Source organism: Phaeobacter gallaeciensis, from assembly GCF_001678945.1.
Classification (GTDB): Bacteria; Pseudomonadota; Alphaproteobacteria; order Rhodobacterales; family Rhodobacteraceae; genus Phycobacter; species Phycobacter gallaeciensis_A.
On sequence record NZ_CP015124.1, the window covers coordinates 3,352,122 to 3,365,670 of the forward strand.

15 protein-coding genes are annotated in these 13,549 nt (G+C 61.3%); 9 read left to right on the plus strand and 6 right to left on the minus strand.

Annotated elements, in window-relative coordinates; translation table 11 throughout:
* Positions 1-65: 65 nt before the first annotated feature.
* Positions 66-941, minus strand: a complete 876-nt coding sequence (locus JL2886_RS15855) for a TIGR01459 family HAD-type hydrolase (RefSeq protein WP_065272885.1) — start codon at positions 939-941, stop codon at positions 66-68.
* Between the two features lie 246 nt (positions 942-1,187).
* On the opposite strand from JL2886_RS15855, the gene JL2886_RS19790 reads away from it, so the two are divergent.
* Positions 1,188-1,634 carry a hypothetical protein gene (locus JL2886_RS19790; protein ID WP_133245384.1) on the plus strand — a complete coding sequence of 149 codons (447 nt, stop codon included), beginning with the start codon at positions 1,188-1,190 and terminating at the stop codon, positions 1,632-1,634.
* Between the two features lie 64 nt (positions 1,635-1,698).
* Here JL2886_RS19790 and JL2886_RS15865 read toward each other — a convergent pair whose 3' ends face one another.
* Entirely contained in the window at positions 1,699-2,553 is an 855-nt protein-coding gene (locus JL2886_RS15865; protein WP_065272887.1) for a GlxA family transcriptional regulator, read from the minus strand.
* A 164-nt stretch (positions 2,554-2,717) separates the two neighbouring features.
* Here JL2886_RS15865 and JL2886_RS15870 point away from each other — a divergent pair, with 164 nt between their 5' ends.
* A complete protein-coding gene (locus JL2886_RS15870) occupies positions 2,718-3,122 on the plus strand; it encodes a GFA family protein (protein WP_065272888.1) in 405 nt (134 codons plus the stop codon).
* 50 nt (positions 3,123-3,172) lie between these two features.
* On the opposite strand, the gene JL2886_RS15875 is transcribed toward JL2886_RS15870, so the two are convergent.
* Both JL2886_RS15875 and JL2886_RS15880 read right to left on the minus strand, forming a co-directional pair.
* Positions 3,173-4,093 carry a manganese-dependent inorganic pyrophosphatase gene (locus tag JL2886_RS15875; RefSeq protein ID WP_065272889.1) on the minus strand — a complete coding sequence of 307 codons (921 nt, stop codon included), beginning with the start codon at positions 4,091-4,093 and terminating at the stop codon, positions 3,173-3,175.
* Between the two features lie 182 nt (positions 4,094-4,275).
* Positions 4,276-5,259, minus strand: a complete 984-nt coding sequence (locus JL2886_RS15880) for a TraB/GumN family protein (protein ID WP_065272890.1) — start codon at positions 5,257-5,259, stop codon at positions 4,276-4,278.
* A 116-nt stretch (positions 5,260-5,375) separates the two neighbouring features.
* Here JL2886_RS15880 and JL2886_RS15885 point away from each other — a divergent pair, with 116 nt between their 5' ends.
* From JL2886_RS15885 to JL2886_RS15915, 7 genes are all read left to right on the plus strand, one after another.
* Positions 5,376-6,041 (plus strand): DUF2161 domain-containing phosphodiesterase, encoded by a 666-nt coding sequence (locus JL2886_RS15885; protein ID WP_065273760.1) that lies wholly within the window; start codon positions 5,376-5,378, stop codon positions 6,039-6,041.
* Positions 6,042-6,258: 217 nt separating this feature from the next.
* Positions 6,259-6,546: a co-chaperone GroES gene (locus JL2886_RS15890; RefSeq protein WP_065272891.1), complete on the plus strand. Its 288-nt coding sequence runs from the start codon at positions 6,259-6,261 to the stop codon at positions 6,544-6,546.
* Positions 6,547-6,612: 66 nt separating this feature from the next.
* Positions 6,613-8,262 (plus strand): chaperonin GroEL, encoded by a 1,650-nt coding sequence (gene groL, locus JL2886_RS15895; RefSeq protein ID WP_065272892.1) that lies wholly within the window; start codon positions 6,613-6,615, stop codon positions 8,260-8,262.
* A gap of 187 nt (positions 8,263-8,449) precedes the next feature.
* Complete coding sequence (locus tag JL2886_RS15900; RefSeq protein ID WP_065272893.1) at positions 8,450-8,809, plus strand: hypothetical protein; 360 nt, start codon at positions 8,450-8,452, stop codon at positions 8,807-8,809.
* A 36-nt stretch (positions 8,810-8,845) separates the two neighbouring features.
* Complete coding sequence (locus tag JL2886_RS15905; RefSeq protein ID WP_065272894.1) at positions 8,846-9,718, plus strand: DMT family transporter; 873 nt, start codon at positions 8,846-8,848, stop codon at positions 9,716-9,718.
* Positions 9,719-9,757: 39 nt separating this feature from the next.
* A complete protein-coding gene (locus JL2886_RS15910; protein WP_065273761.1) occupies positions 9,758-10,555 on the plus strand; it encodes an alpha/beta fold hydrolase in 798 nt (265 codons plus the stop codon).
* Complete coding sequence (locus JL2886_RS15915; protein WP_116560359.1) at positions 10,542-11,696, plus strand: alpha-D-ribose 1-methylphosphonate 5-triphosphate diphosphatase; 1,155 nt, start codon at positions 10,542-10,544, stop codon at positions 11,694-11,696. The genes JL2886_RS15910 and JL2886_RS15915 overlap by 14 nt, the downstream gene beginning before the upstream one ends.
* Positions 11,697-11,810: 114 nt before the next feature.
* On the opposite strand, the gene JL2886_RS15920 is transcribed toward JL2886_RS15915, so the two are convergent.
* Together JL2886_RS15920 and purE are read right to left on the minus strand one after the other, a co-directional pair.
* Positions 11,811-12,887 carry a 5-(carboxyamino)imidazole ribonucleotide synthase gene (locus tag JL2886_RS15920; RefSeq protein WP_065272896.1) on the minus strand — a complete coding sequence of 359 codons (1,077 nt, stop codon included), beginning with the start codon at positions 12,885-12,887 and terminating at the stop codon, positions 11,811-11,813.
* A complete protein-coding gene (gene purE / locus JL2886_RS15925; protein WP_065273762.1) occupies positions 12,880-13,380 on the minus strand; it encodes a 5-(carboxyamino)imidazole ribonucleotide mutase in 501 nt (166 codons plus the stop codon). The genes JL2886_RS15920 and purE overlap by 8 nt, the downstream gene beginning before the upstream one ends.
* Between the last annotated feature and the right edge of the window lie 169 nt (positions 13,381-13,549).

Consider the following 13,549-nt stretch of genomic DNA (forward strand, 5'->3'; position numbering starts at 1 on the left):
CGCATGGGCGCCCTGTTCTGCAACTTTATTACTTTGCAGTTGCAGAAAATCAAGGCTTTTCTGATCTACCGCAGGCGACCGATGGTAAAGGTCGGTGCGCTGTTTTCCTTGGTCAGGTATGCGGTTAGCGCCTTTGGTTCCGGCTGGTGCGACGTTTTGGTTTCCGATGCCGCAAGCCCGCCCGAGATGAAGAGGGAATCAATTCCTTCCCCCATGGCGCCCGAAATATCGGTGTGTGGGCCGTCGCCGATAGCCAGAATATCGCCATCGGCAATGTCCTGTCCCAGCTCTGCCAGGCGGCGGCGGGCCAGGTCATAGATCGGCGGATGCGGTTTGCCGAAGTACAGGCTTTCCCCTCCCATTTCCGTGTAAAGCCGCGCCAGCGCCCCGGCGCACCATTCCCGGGTCTCGCCACGATCCACCACGATATCCGGATTGGCACAGAGGAGCTTCATGCCCTTCTGCTTGGCAAAAAGGAAATCAGCCCGGTTCACGTCGGGGTCGGCCATGGGATCAAAGGGGCCACAGCAGACGATGCCGGTTGCCTCCTGCAGCGGGACGCGGGTGATCTCTACGGGAGAGTCGATCACATTGAGAGGTTCAAAGAACCCCGCATCGCGTTGCCATTCCCCCATGAAATACACCTTCTCCCCAACGGCTCCGGTGAACATCGCGGCCCGCGCGGAATCGCCGGATGTCGCGATGGTGTCATAGGCGTCCTGCGGCACGCCGAATTGCGCCAGCTGCTCAGCCACACCAGCCCGCGGTTTCGGAGAGTTGGTGAGCAGCACCACAATGCCGCCGCGCTGGCGGTAGGCCTGAAGGGCGGCAACGGCTTCGGGGTAGGCGGTGATGCCGTTGTGCACACAGCCCCAAAGGTCCACGAACAGGGCCCGGTACGGATCGGAAACCTCGGCAAGCGTTTCGATGATGCGGGTCATGATCGGGTCCTTTCCTCTGTGAACCTGCGGGCGCGGCAATACGGCGCCAGATATGCCCGAGTTCCCATCCCCACGCCAGCTTGAATTCCCCGTGCCCTGTGCGGCGGGTTTCGGCGCAAGACAGGACCTGGTGGCGAGTCTTCGCCTAGGCGGAGCAAGATGTGGGTGGGTAGGGGTTTATTAAACATTCTAAAAACACAATGTGTTTGCGTGCGAACACGACAAGTGATCTGAAAAGGCATAGCAATGACATACAAAACCTTCACTCAACGACTTGCACCGGCAATGGCGGTGGCCGTCCTTGTGGCATCGGCGCATACGGTGCTCGCATCGCATGCAAACCCCTGGGCGGAAGAGGACGACGAGGTCCTGTCCCAGTATCACGATGAAAATCAGGCGGTTTCCGAAGACACCCCGGGCGAGGATGAGATGAACGGCGTCATGACCCGGAGCGCGCATGGCAAGCTGGGCACCGCGGGCAGTGACACTGGCCAGGGTAGCGGTGGCGGTCAAAGCGCCGATGCGGGCGGTGCCGGAAATGGCGGCGGTGGCCATGGCGGCGGCAACGGCGGTGGTGGTCAAGGTGGCGCCGGAAATGGCGGCGGGGGAGCCGGAAATGGTGGCGGAGGAAATGGCGGTGGCGCTGGCAATGGTGGCGGACACGGTGGTGGCCATGGCGGTGGTCGCGGCTGAACCTATTGGACCAGTGGCGCCTGGCGCCGCTGGTCAATCTACCGCGCCGTGGTTACGGGTATTGTTACTCCCGAAAACTGTCGAGGGTTCGACCGGTTCTTTTCCGCATTGCGCGGCGTAGCGCGGTTGCATCAGCATAACCCACACGAGCTGCGATCTCATCGGCGGTCAGGCCCCGGGTTCGGAGCAAACGGATTGCTTCCGTGACCCTTAGGATCTGAACAAAGGCTGTCGGGGTCATCGCGGTAACGCGTTGCAGGTGCCGGGAAAAGGTGCGCGGAGACATGCCGCAGGCCGCCGCCAGTTCGGCAATGCTCACCTGTCGCCTGATGTTGCGACGTAAGAAGAGTTCGGCCTGCTGCAGATCGGGAGCTGCGGACAGCAAAGTGGCAACCGAAAGATAAGGCAACTGGCTGGGGCGGCTATCAGCCATCATGAAACGACGACAGTCTTCGGCAACGGCGAAACCGGCAAAGCGTTCGATCAGGTGCAACAACAAGTCGATGTGTGAGAATGCAGCCCCGGCGGTGACCAGTGGGCCATCCTCCACTACAATGTCACGGCTGTTCAATCGGACCCTTGGGTACATGGTCTTCAGCAAAGGGGCCAGCCACCATGTTGTCGTGGCCACCCGACCGTCCAGCAACCCTGCCTGTCCCAAAGCAAAACAGCCCGAACAGGACCCGGCAATGATCGTTCCGGGCGCGGCCAGTTTGACCAGAGCGTCAGTCAGCGTGGCGAATTGGACGGTTTGTGTCGTCTCACGCACCTCGCGTTCGGTCGCAAGACCCATCCCCGGCAGAATCACAAGCTGTGCCGCAGCATCCGGTGCAAGTGCCTGACTCGGAGTGAGTTGCCTGACCGTGAAATAGGGGGGCTTTCCGTTCATACGGGCAACCCGGTTGGCCGCCTCGAGCATGTCGCCCGAGATCGCGAGACTGGAGCGCTGGCAGGGATCGGGGCAAAGGATGATGGTGTCGATAGTGGGTATTTGTCCATTTTGGCCTGAAAGATGTCAAATGCGACACTATGATGCCGACGTGCCCCTGTCCATCTTGTGGCAAAGCCAGAAGGAGAGACGTGATGAAAATGGAAGGTGGGTGTTTCTGCGGTACGCTACGCTACCAGGTAGAAGGCAGGCCGTTGATGAAGGGGCAATGTCATTGCCGGTCTTGTCAGCACCATTCGGGCGGCGCGCCGAATTTGTTCATGGTGATGCCGAAACAGGGGTTCAGTTACACCCAAGGGACCCCGAGACAGTTCCGGCGTGATGCAGCCGACGCGATGGTGACGCGCGATTTCTGCGAAAGCTGCGGCACGCATGTGGCCAACCACCGCGACGGTCTGGAGGCGGTGATTGTGAAAATCGGAACGCTTGACGATCCGGCACGGTTCGGCGGCCCGAAAGTAGCGCTGTACCTGGCCGAGAAACAGGCATTCCACCACGTTCCCGCCGGTGTGCATGGTTTCGATGGATTGCCGAGTTAAGAAAAAAGGCGCCCCAAGGGGCGCCTTTTCATAAGAAAATGTGCTCGAACTCAGACCTTGAGGTTCGGGATGATCTGCTTCTTGCGGCTCATCACGCCGGGCAGAAAGACGGTGTCGCCTGTCGCATCGGCGTCAAAGCTTTTCTTGGCGACGGTTTTGACCAGATCGTTCGGCACCAGCAGGATGGCTTCTTCGTTCAGGATATCGACAACGAACAGCAGCACCTGATCCACGCCGTCTTCGCTGGCGACGGTGGTCATGCTGTCCATCAGGCTGGCCTTGCGGTCCAGAACGACGCCCGGTGCGGTGGTTTCCAGAACCGAGACGCGGAACTTGGTGCCGTCGACTTCGTATTCCTTGGAGTCCATGCGGATCAGCTCGGCATCGGAGAAGGAGGACACATCGGATTTCGCGGCGAACATCTCGGCTGCGTAGTCGGCAATGTTGATGCCCAGATCAGCGGCCAGTTTTTCGGCGACGGCGCGGTCGTGATCGGTGGTGGTGGGCGAGCGGAACTCCAGCGTGTCGGACAGGATGCAGGTCAGCGCGGCGCCTTTGATGGCTTCGGGCATCTTCGCCATGTCATCGCCGATCAGGTCGTGCATGATTGTCGCGGTGCAGGCCAGCGGACGGATGGTGATGTCGATCGGACCTTTGGTTTCCAGACCGCCAACCAGTTTGTGGTGGTCGATGATGGCCTGAACGTCGGCGCCGTTGATGTTGGCGGGCAGTTCGGCCGGGTTGTTGGTGTCCACGATGACAACGGCCTGATCATCAGCCACATCCGCGATGATCTCGGGCTTCTCGAGGCCCCAGCGCTGCAGCATGAAGGCGGCTTCGGTGTTGGGTTCACCCAGCAGTTTGGGCGCGGCGTCGATGCCTTTGATCTCGTTCAGATACCAGGCCCAGACGATGGGAGAGCCGGTGGAATCGGTGTCGGGAGACTTGTGGCCGAAAACAAGCGTGGTCATGATGCAGTCCTATACATAGCGGGCGATTTTGCGCGCCTTATAACAGGGCAGGGAGGTTTGTCACCCCGCCAGCGTTGCAGCTGTTGCGGGGCGGCCATGCAGGAGGCGCCGGGGACACGGTTTTGGGCGAAAGGTCGCACAGGAACCCGTATCACCTGAATGCAGGGTACGCCAGTCAGGTGTCAGAACGCGGCGCGTTGCAGATGATACCCCTGTTTGGCCAGAAGGTTCAGCACGCCATCGGGTCCCGGAAGATGCAGCGCCCCGACGGCAACGACGATGCGGTCGCCATCGGCAGCCTCGATCACCGGGATCCAGTTGTGGTTGCGCTCGCGGATCAGGAGTTGCATCGCCTCATCCCAGAGAGCCTCGGCCTCGGCGGCGGGCAGCTTGGTGTCGGCTTTAAAACGCTGCTTGGCCAAGGCGAGATAGAATCGGGCCTCTTCGTCGAAATAGCTTTCCGCCATGGTGTGGTAATCATCGGGGCTGCCGTTTCCGTACATCGATAGTGTGGCGCGCATCTGCCGGACCTGTTCGTCCAGCGGGTGCAGGTTCAGCGTTTCGATCACCGTCAGCGGATCTTCGAGTGATGCCGTCGCAACACCGTTTTCATGCGCCAGCATCTCCAGACGCCGGTCCATGCCGTCTTTGATTTGCTCCTTCTGTTTGAGGCACGGCGGCAGGGAAAGCGACAGTGACAGAAACCAGGGGCGCATCTTGGCGGCCATCCAGGGCGGAATGCCACGCGCCGCGCTGCGTTCAGAGAGCAGCGCCCAGTCCTCTTCTCCCATGCGGTCGATCAGGGAGGGGCCTTCGGTGATCAGATACAGGGATGGGGTTTTCCCCATCTGTTTCTGCATGGCGGTCTGATCTGCGCTCGTCGCTTCAAGCAGTAGCGTGTCGGCGCCGGTGATCAGTGGTGTCAGATCTTTGGTGATCTTCTCCATGCGGGGATCATTGAGATGCATCGTGCCAATCACATGCACCCGGCGGGTGCCTTTGGTCGCAATCCAGTGGTTGCCTTCCTTGAAGGGCACATCGGCGAGGTCGGCCTGGATCTGTTCGCGCTCGGCCGGGCTCAGCGTCAGGCGAAGGTCGTTGCCGCCGCAGGCCGCAAACACCCCACCGGGCAGCAGGCAGAGAAAAAGAAGGAGGAAGGCGCGCATGGTATGTCCTTTTGTCTGTGGCCCTCATGCTATGGGCGGGCGGCACGCACGACAAGCAGGACGCGATCTGGCTTGATGTGGTTTTTCTCGCGGTCATCGCTGGTTATGCTGCGGGCATGGCAAAAGAAGAACAGCTGTATCCCCCCATCAAGGCGCTGCTGGAACGGCAGGGCTATGAGGTGAAGGGAGAGGTCGGTGCCGCCGATGTGGTGGCGCGGCGCGGGGATGAGGATCCGGTGATCGTCGAGCTGAAGCTGCGGTTTTCCCTGTCGCTGTTCCATCAGGCCGTGTCCCGGCAGGCCGTGACAGATCTGGTCTATATCGCGGTGCCAAAACCAAAGGGTAAACAGGCGCGGCGGATGCTGAAGGACAACCTGTCCTTATGTCGGCGTCTTGGCCTTGGATTGATCACTGTTTTGGCTGATGGCCGGGCCGAAGTGCAATGCGATCCCGGCCCCTATGCACCGCGCAAATCCAAGGTCCGCAAACAGCGCCTGCTGCGCGAATTCGATCGGCTGCGCGGGGATCCGAACGCAGGCGGCGCCACCCGCCATGGAATCGTCACGGCCTATCGTCAGGATGCCCTGATCTGTGCCGCGCATCTGGCTGAGAATGGTGCCTGCAAGGGCGCCGAGGTGGCGCGGGCAACCGGCATCGGACGCGCCACGACGCTGATGCGGGACAATCATTATGGCTGGTTCACCAAGGTGGAAAAAGGCATCTACCAGTTGAGCGAACAGGGGCGCACCGGGTTAGCGGATTGGGATCACAGCCTTTCTTGAGCAGGTCCGCAGAGCTGCTTCAGATTGCTGCGTTGCGGCAGTCTGATTTTCCGCGCGGGATGGGTCAATTTTCTTGCATCAAACCTGTTGACTCGGCGCAGGCCGCTGCCTAGCTATTGCTCCGTTAGCACTCACCTGGTGTGAGTGATAACGCCTCTGCGGGGAGCAGGGGCAGACCAGATACAACAACCTTTGAGCCTATTAAGGAGCTGCAAAGATGGCATTGAAACCGCTTCATGACCGTGTGCTGGTGCGCCGCACCGAAAGCGAAGAGAAAACCGCTGGCGGGCTGATCATCCCCGATAGCGCCAAGGAAAAGCCCTCCGAAGGCGTTGTTGTCGCCACCGGCGAAGGCGCCCGCAAAGACAGCGGTGAGCTGATCGCAATGGCCGTCAAAGCCGGCGACAACATCCTGTTCGGCAAGTGGTCCGGCACAGAAGTTACCGTCGACGGCGAAGAGCTGCTGATGATGAAAGAAAGCGACATCATGGGCATCATCGAGTAAGCTCACCGGCTTCTCTGATCCCCCTTTATCGCTGACAACTACAGATTTTCTCGAGGAGAAACAGATATGGCTGCTAAGGACGTCAAATTCGACACCGATGCCCGCAACAAGATGCTGAACGGCGTGAACGTTCTCGCTGATGCTGTCAAAGTGACCCTGGGCCCCAAAGGCCGCAACGTAGTTCTGGACAAATCCTTTGGCGCACCGCGCATCACCAAAGACGGTGTTTCGGTTGCCAAGGAAATCGAACTGGAAGACAAGTTCGAAAACATGGGCGCCCAGATGGTGAAGGAAGTTGCTTCCCGCACCAACGACGAAGCCGGTGACGGCACCACCACCGCAACCGTCCTGGCCCAAGCGATCGTGCGCGAAGGCCTGAAGCAGGTTGCTGCTGGTCTGAACCCGATGGACCTGAAGCGCGGCATCGACATGGCAACCGCCAAAGTCGTTGAAGGCATCAAAGAAATGGCTCGCCCGGTGAACGACTCCGCTGAAGTCGCTCAGGTTGGCACCATCTCCGCGAACGGCGAAGCCGAAATCGGCCAGCAGATCGCAGACGCGATGCAGAAAGTCGGCAACGAAGGCGTCATCACCGTCGAAGAAAACAAAGGCATGGAAACCGAGACCGACGTGGTCGAAGGCATGCAGTTCGACCGTGGCTACCTGTCGCCCTACTTTGTCACCAACCCGGACAAGATGATCGCAGATCTCGACGACTGCATGATCCTGCTGCACGAGAAGAAACTCTCCTCCCTGCAGCCGATGGTTCCGCTGCTGGAGCAGGTCATCCAGTCGCAGAAACCGCTCCTCATCATTGCTGAGGACGTTGAAGGCGAAGCGCTGGCCACTCTGGTTGTGAACAAACTGCGCGGCGGCCTGAAAATCGCAGCCGTGAAGGCACCGGGCTTCGGCGACCGCCGCAAGGCCATGCTGCAGGACATCGCGATCCTGACCGGCGGTCAGGTCATCTCCGAAGATCTGGGCATGAAGCTCGAGTCCGTCACCATGGACATGCTGGGCACCGCCAAGAAGGTCGAGATCACCAAAGACGAGACCACCATCGTTGACGGTGCAGGCGAGAAGGCCGAGATCGAAGCACGCGTTGCTCAGATCCGCACCCAGATCGAAGAAACCACCTCGGACTATGACCGTGAGAAGCTGCAAGAGCGCGTTGCCAAACTGGCAGGCGGTGTTGCTGTGATCCGCGTCGGCGGCATGACCGAAGTCGAAGTGAAAGAGCGCAAAGACCGTGTGGATGATGCTCTGAACGCGACCCGCGCAGCCGTGCAGGAAGGCGTGATCGTCGGTGGCGGTGTTGCTCTGGTTCAGGCCGGCAAGGCACTGGAAGGTCTGGAAGGTGCAAACTCCGACCAGAACGCCGGTATCGTGATCGTGCGCAAGGCTATCGAAGCGCCGCTGCGCCAGATCGCCGAGAACGCAGGTGTCGACGGTGCGGTTGTGGCCGGTAAGGTCCGCGAAAGCTCCGACAAGAACTTCGGCTTCAACGCTCAGACCGAAGAATATGGCGACATGTTCTCCTTCGGCGTGATCGACCCGGCCAAAGTGACCCGTACCGCGCTGGAAGACGCAGCCTCGATCGCGGGCCTGCTGATCACCACCGAAGCCATGGTTGCTGACAAGCCGTCGAAAGATGGCGCAGCTGGCGGCGGCATGCCCGACATGGGCGGCATGGGCGGCATGGGCGGCATGATGTAAGTCACGCCATCCAACCGGATGATTTGGGGTCGCCTTCGGGCGGCCCCTTTTTCTTTTTTGGGGGAGAGAGTGTGCCTCCTTGCCTGTTTTTCGCTCCAGACCTGCGCCAATACCGAAATATTTTGATTTTCTTCGAAGTTGTCCCGTACGCTGAACCCGTTCAAAAAAATGTGCACTGGGGGACGTGATGAAGGGATTGGCACTGCTGGCGGTTGTTGCTGCCACTTTTGGAGCTGTCGAGACAGCAAAGGCGGACAGTCTGAAATGGACGATACGCAGCGATTATCCGCATATCGTAAGTCTGGAATTCTACAGTCAGGACTATCGCCGTGCCTGGCCCGGAGACGGTCAGGTCTATATCGTCGACGACTACGATGTCCGCGAATATAGCCTCAGCTGTGAGACCGGCGAGACGATCTGCTATGGCGCCTGGGTGCGGGGCGACAGCAACAAGTATTGGGGTGTCGGTCTCAACAATTCACAAAGGTGCAATGACTGTTGCTACACCTGCGGATACGGTGATACCGACCTGCGTATTCTGAACTGATAGGCGGGTCTTTCCGGCCTGAAACGGAGGCCGGTGATGAAACTCGTTGTTCTGGTTCTGCTCGTTCTGATTGCCTTTGCGGCGAATTCGGTTCTAGGCCGCATGGCCATCGGCTGGGGCTATATGGATGCGATGGGCTTTGGCCTGCTGCGCCTTGCTTCTGGCGCCGTAGCCCTGGTGCTTCTCGTCGCGCTGCAATCGGCCCGGTCACGAAGCAAGGGGGCGGGGGAGACGCCGGTCGCAGGATGGAAAGACGCCCTGCTGGGCGGGGCGGCTCTGACCCTCTATATGATTGGATTTTGTCTCGCTTATCAGGGGCTTGATGCTGGTCTTGGCGCGCTGGTCCTGTTTGGCGTGGTGCAGATTTCCATGTTCGGCTGGGGCGCGCTGCGTGGCAGTCGGACAACGGCTGGTCAGGTATTGGGGGCCTTGGTGGCGTTTGCGGGTCTCGCCTATGTGGTCTGGCCCAGCGGCCCGGTGCAGGTGCCGCCGGGGGCTGCTGCGCTGATGACGCTCAGCGGTCTGGGCTGGGCGGCCTATACCCTGCTTGGGCGTGGCGCGGGCGATCCTTTGCGGGCCAGCGCGATGAATTTTGTGGTCGCAACCCTAATGATGCTGCCCTTCATGCTGTTTGCGGCGGCATCGCTCCATGCCTCGCCCGAAGGTATCCTGCTGGCGGTGATATCCGGGGCTGTCACCTCGGGGATGGGCTATGCGCTTTGGTACCGCGTCTTGCCCGAATTGCAGCCTGCGGTCGCGGCAACAATCCAGCTGAGCGTGCCGATCATAGCCATTCTGGGAGGCTTTGTGTTTCTGGCCGAACCCGTGGGGCTGCGGCTGGCATTGGGAACCTGTGCTGTCCTTGGCGGGATCGCCCTGGTGATCTGGAGCGCACCGCGCGCGCGATAGGGGCTTTTCGCTGGCGCGGTGCATGTCTATCTGATCTGCATGAAACGTCTTCTGTCCCCTGTTCTTGCAGCGCTGTCCCTGTTGCTGCCTCTGCCCGCTCTGGCGGATTGCGCCATCCTGCTGCACGGGCTGGCTCGCACGGAATCGTCCTTCTCGGTGATGGAACAGGTTCTGGAGGGGCGCGGCATCACCGTGCAGAGCCCGGGCTATCCTTCGACCGAGGAACCTGTGGCCGTGCTGGCCGAACAGACGCTGCCTGATGCCTTTGCGGCCTGCGGCGATCAGCCGGTGCATCTGATTACCCATTCGATGGGCGGCATTCTGGTGCGGCAATGGCTGCAGGACAACCGACCGGAAAATCTGGGCCGCGTTGTCATGCTAGCGCCTCCGAACCATGGTAGCGAACTGGTGGACGAACTGGGCGACTGGGAGGTGTTTGGCCTGCTGCACGGACCGGCGGGTTTGCAGCTGGGCACCGGGCCGGAGAGCCTGCCGAACCGGCTGCCGCCTGCGGATTTCCCCTTGGGGATTATAGCGGGGAACCGCTCGCTCAACCCGGTGTGGTCCAGTCTCATTCCCGGTCAGGACGATGGCAAGGTTTCGGTTCAAAGCACCCGGCTCGAAGGGATGGCCGATCACATCGTGCTCCCGGTCACCCATACATTCATGATGAACAATCCGCTGGTCATCGCCCAGGCGCTACATTTTCTGGAGCATGGCCGGTTCGATCCCAAGATCACCTGGCTTGATGCGGTGCTTGGCCTGCCCGACGGCCTGTGCGATGAGGGCGCGTGTACCGACAAGGCGGCAAAGGAGCCGGGAGCTGATGACACTTGAACTGACGCTGCAGGGCGCCGATGTGCTGCTGCCTGAGGGGCGGCTGGTGCCGGGCGCGGAACTCTCACTCGCGGAGGGGGCAATCGTCGCGGATCGCGCCGGTCGCGCGGTGGATCTGTCTGGCTATCTGGTGCTGCCGGGCATCATCGACCTGCACGGCGACGGGTTCGAACGCCATCTCGCCCCCCGGCGCGGCGCGATGAAGCAGATGGACGAGGGCGTGATCGCTGCCGAGGCAGAATTGGCTGCCAACGGTATCACCACGGCGGTTCTGGCGCAGTTCCACAGCTGGGAAGGCGGGCTGCGCGCGCCGGACTATGCCGACCAGGTCTTTGCCGCGATCACTGCTGTGCGGGACCGGGTAGTGACGGATATCCTACCACAGCTGCGGTTCGAGACTCATATGCTGGATGACTACGCGGGTCTGCCTCAGCGTATTGCGGCGGCCGGAGTGGGCTATGTTGTTTTCAACGATCACCTGCCGCATGACCGGCTGGCAGTGGGAAAGAAACCGCCCCGGCTTGTGGGGCAGGCGCTGAAGGCGGGACGCAACCCGGAGGTCCACTGGCAGATGCTGCAGGATATGCACGCCAGATCGGATGAGGTGCCTGCTGCCCTGGATGCAATCTGCGCCGAACTTGGCACTATGGGCGTGCGTCTTGGAAGCCATGATGACCAAAACGCGGCCATGCGGACCGAATGGCGGGATCGCGGTGTGCGGATCAGCGAATTTCCGGAAACATTGGAAGCGGCAGAGGCGGCACGGGCCGGGGGCGATCATATCATTCTGGGCTCCCCAAACGTGGTGCGGGGTGGCTCGCATAAGGGCAACGTGTCTGCGGTTGAGCTGATCGCCATGGGGCTCTGTGATGCGATCGCCTCGGACTATCACTATCCCAGCCCGCGCCGCGCTGCGCTGATGCTGGCCCGCAGCGGGCTGCTGGATCTGGCAGGGGCCTGGGATCTGGTGTCAAAGGGCCCTGCCGAAGTTCTGGGGCGGGACGACCGTGGAGAGTTGGCGCCAGGCAAACGCGCCGATGTGGTGATCCTTGAGAAAGATAGCCAGCGGGTTGCGGCAACCCTGTCGGGCGGGCGCGTCAGCTATATGAGCGGCGATATCGCAGCGCGCTTTCTAGGCTAACCTTCAAACGGGTAGGGGGGGGAGCGCAGCCTCTCACGCCCGGCTGGCGGGCCCTCGGTGCTGCGCCCGAAACCCGCCATTGGCGAATTTCGGATGCGTGCGGCTGGCGAAGTGTTATTTCTGCGCGCGAATGACCCGGTTGATATGGCCCATCTTGCGCCCGGGTTTGGCGTCGGCCTTGCCATAGAGATGCAGGGCGCAATCGCGCTCGCGTGCCAGCTCGGGGATACGGATGACGTCATCGCCAATAAGGTTTTCCATCACCACATCGCTGTGCCGCTGACCGTCGCCCAGCGGCCAGCTGACCACTGCACGGATGTGCTGTTCGAACTGATCCACCGCGCAGCCGTTCTGGGTCCAGTGACCGGAGTTGTGGACGCGCGGCGCGATCTCGTTGACCACCAGCCCTTTGGGGGTGACGAAGAGCTCGACCCCCATCACGCCGACATAATCGAGCGCGTTCAGGATCTTCGCCGCCATCAGCACCGCATCCATGCGCTGGCTCTGGCTGAGGCGGGCAGGCACGGTAGTGGTGTGCAGGATGCCGTCGCGGTGCACGTTCTCGCCGGGATCGAAACAGGCGACCTCGCCGCTAGGGCTGCGCGCGGCAATCACCGAGGCTTCATGGGTGAAGTTGACAAACCCTTCGAGAATGGCAGGCGCCCCGGCGAGCGAGGCCAGCGCGGGGGCTGCGTCCTCGGCGGTCATGATCCGCGCCTGCCCCTTGCCATCATAACCAAAGCGTCGCGTCTTCAGGATCGCGGGCGCGCCGATCTCTGCCAGCGCCGCATCCAGTGCGACCTGATCTGGGATGTCGGCAAAGGGGGCGGTTTGCAGGCCTAGATCCTGCAGGAAGGCCTTTTCCGTCAGCCGATCCTGCGACACGCGCAGGGCTTCGCGCCCGGGGCGGATCGGGCGGTGCTGCTCCAGCACATCCAGCGCCGCAGTGGGGATGTTTTCGAATTCATAGGTGATGACATCCACCGAGGCGGCAAAGGCGGCCAGCGCGGCCTCATCCTCATAAGGTGCGGTTGTGACCATGTGAGCGACATCGCCTGCGGGCGGGTTGGCGCCGGGTTCAAAAATATGCGTCTTGAAGCCAAGGCGGGAGGCCGCAACTGACAGCATGCGCCCCAGCTGACCGCCGCCGAGAATTCCGATTGTTGCGCCGGGCTGCAAAGGATCAGTCATCGACGGGTTCCTCCGGGATCGAGGCAGAAAGGGCTGCGCGCCAGTCGTCCAGACGTGTGGCAAGCGCGGGATCCTGCAGGGCGAGGATGCCAGCGGCCATCAACCCGGCATTGGCAGCACCGGCGGCGCCGATGGCCATGGTGGCGACGGGAAACCCCTTGGGCATCTGCACGATCGAATAAAGCGAATCCACACCCGACAGCGCCCGCGTCTGCACTGGGACGCCTACCACCGGAACGCGGGTTTTCGAGGCAACCATGCCGGGAAGATGCGCCGCGCCACCAGCGCCGGCGATGATGACCTGCAAACCGCGTTCTGCCGCGCTCTTGCCATAGGTCCACAGCCGGTCAGGGGTGCGGTGCGCCGACACGATTTTTGCCTCGTAGGGCACGCCCAGTTCATCCAGAATCGTGGCGGCCTCTTTCAGGGTGGGCCAGTCTGACTGGCTGCCCATGATGATGCCCACTTTGATGTCAGCGGTGGTTTCAGGCATGTGATCCGGTCCTGTCATGCCGCAGGCCTGCATGGGACCTGCTGGGGTGGAAGGAGCGCGCACTATAGTCGAAGACGCGCATGGTGCAATGCGGCAATGCGGGCAAAATAAGGCTGTGTCGGCGCGGAAACGCCCGGGGGCCCAGGCTACCGGTTTGCGTGACCGCGGC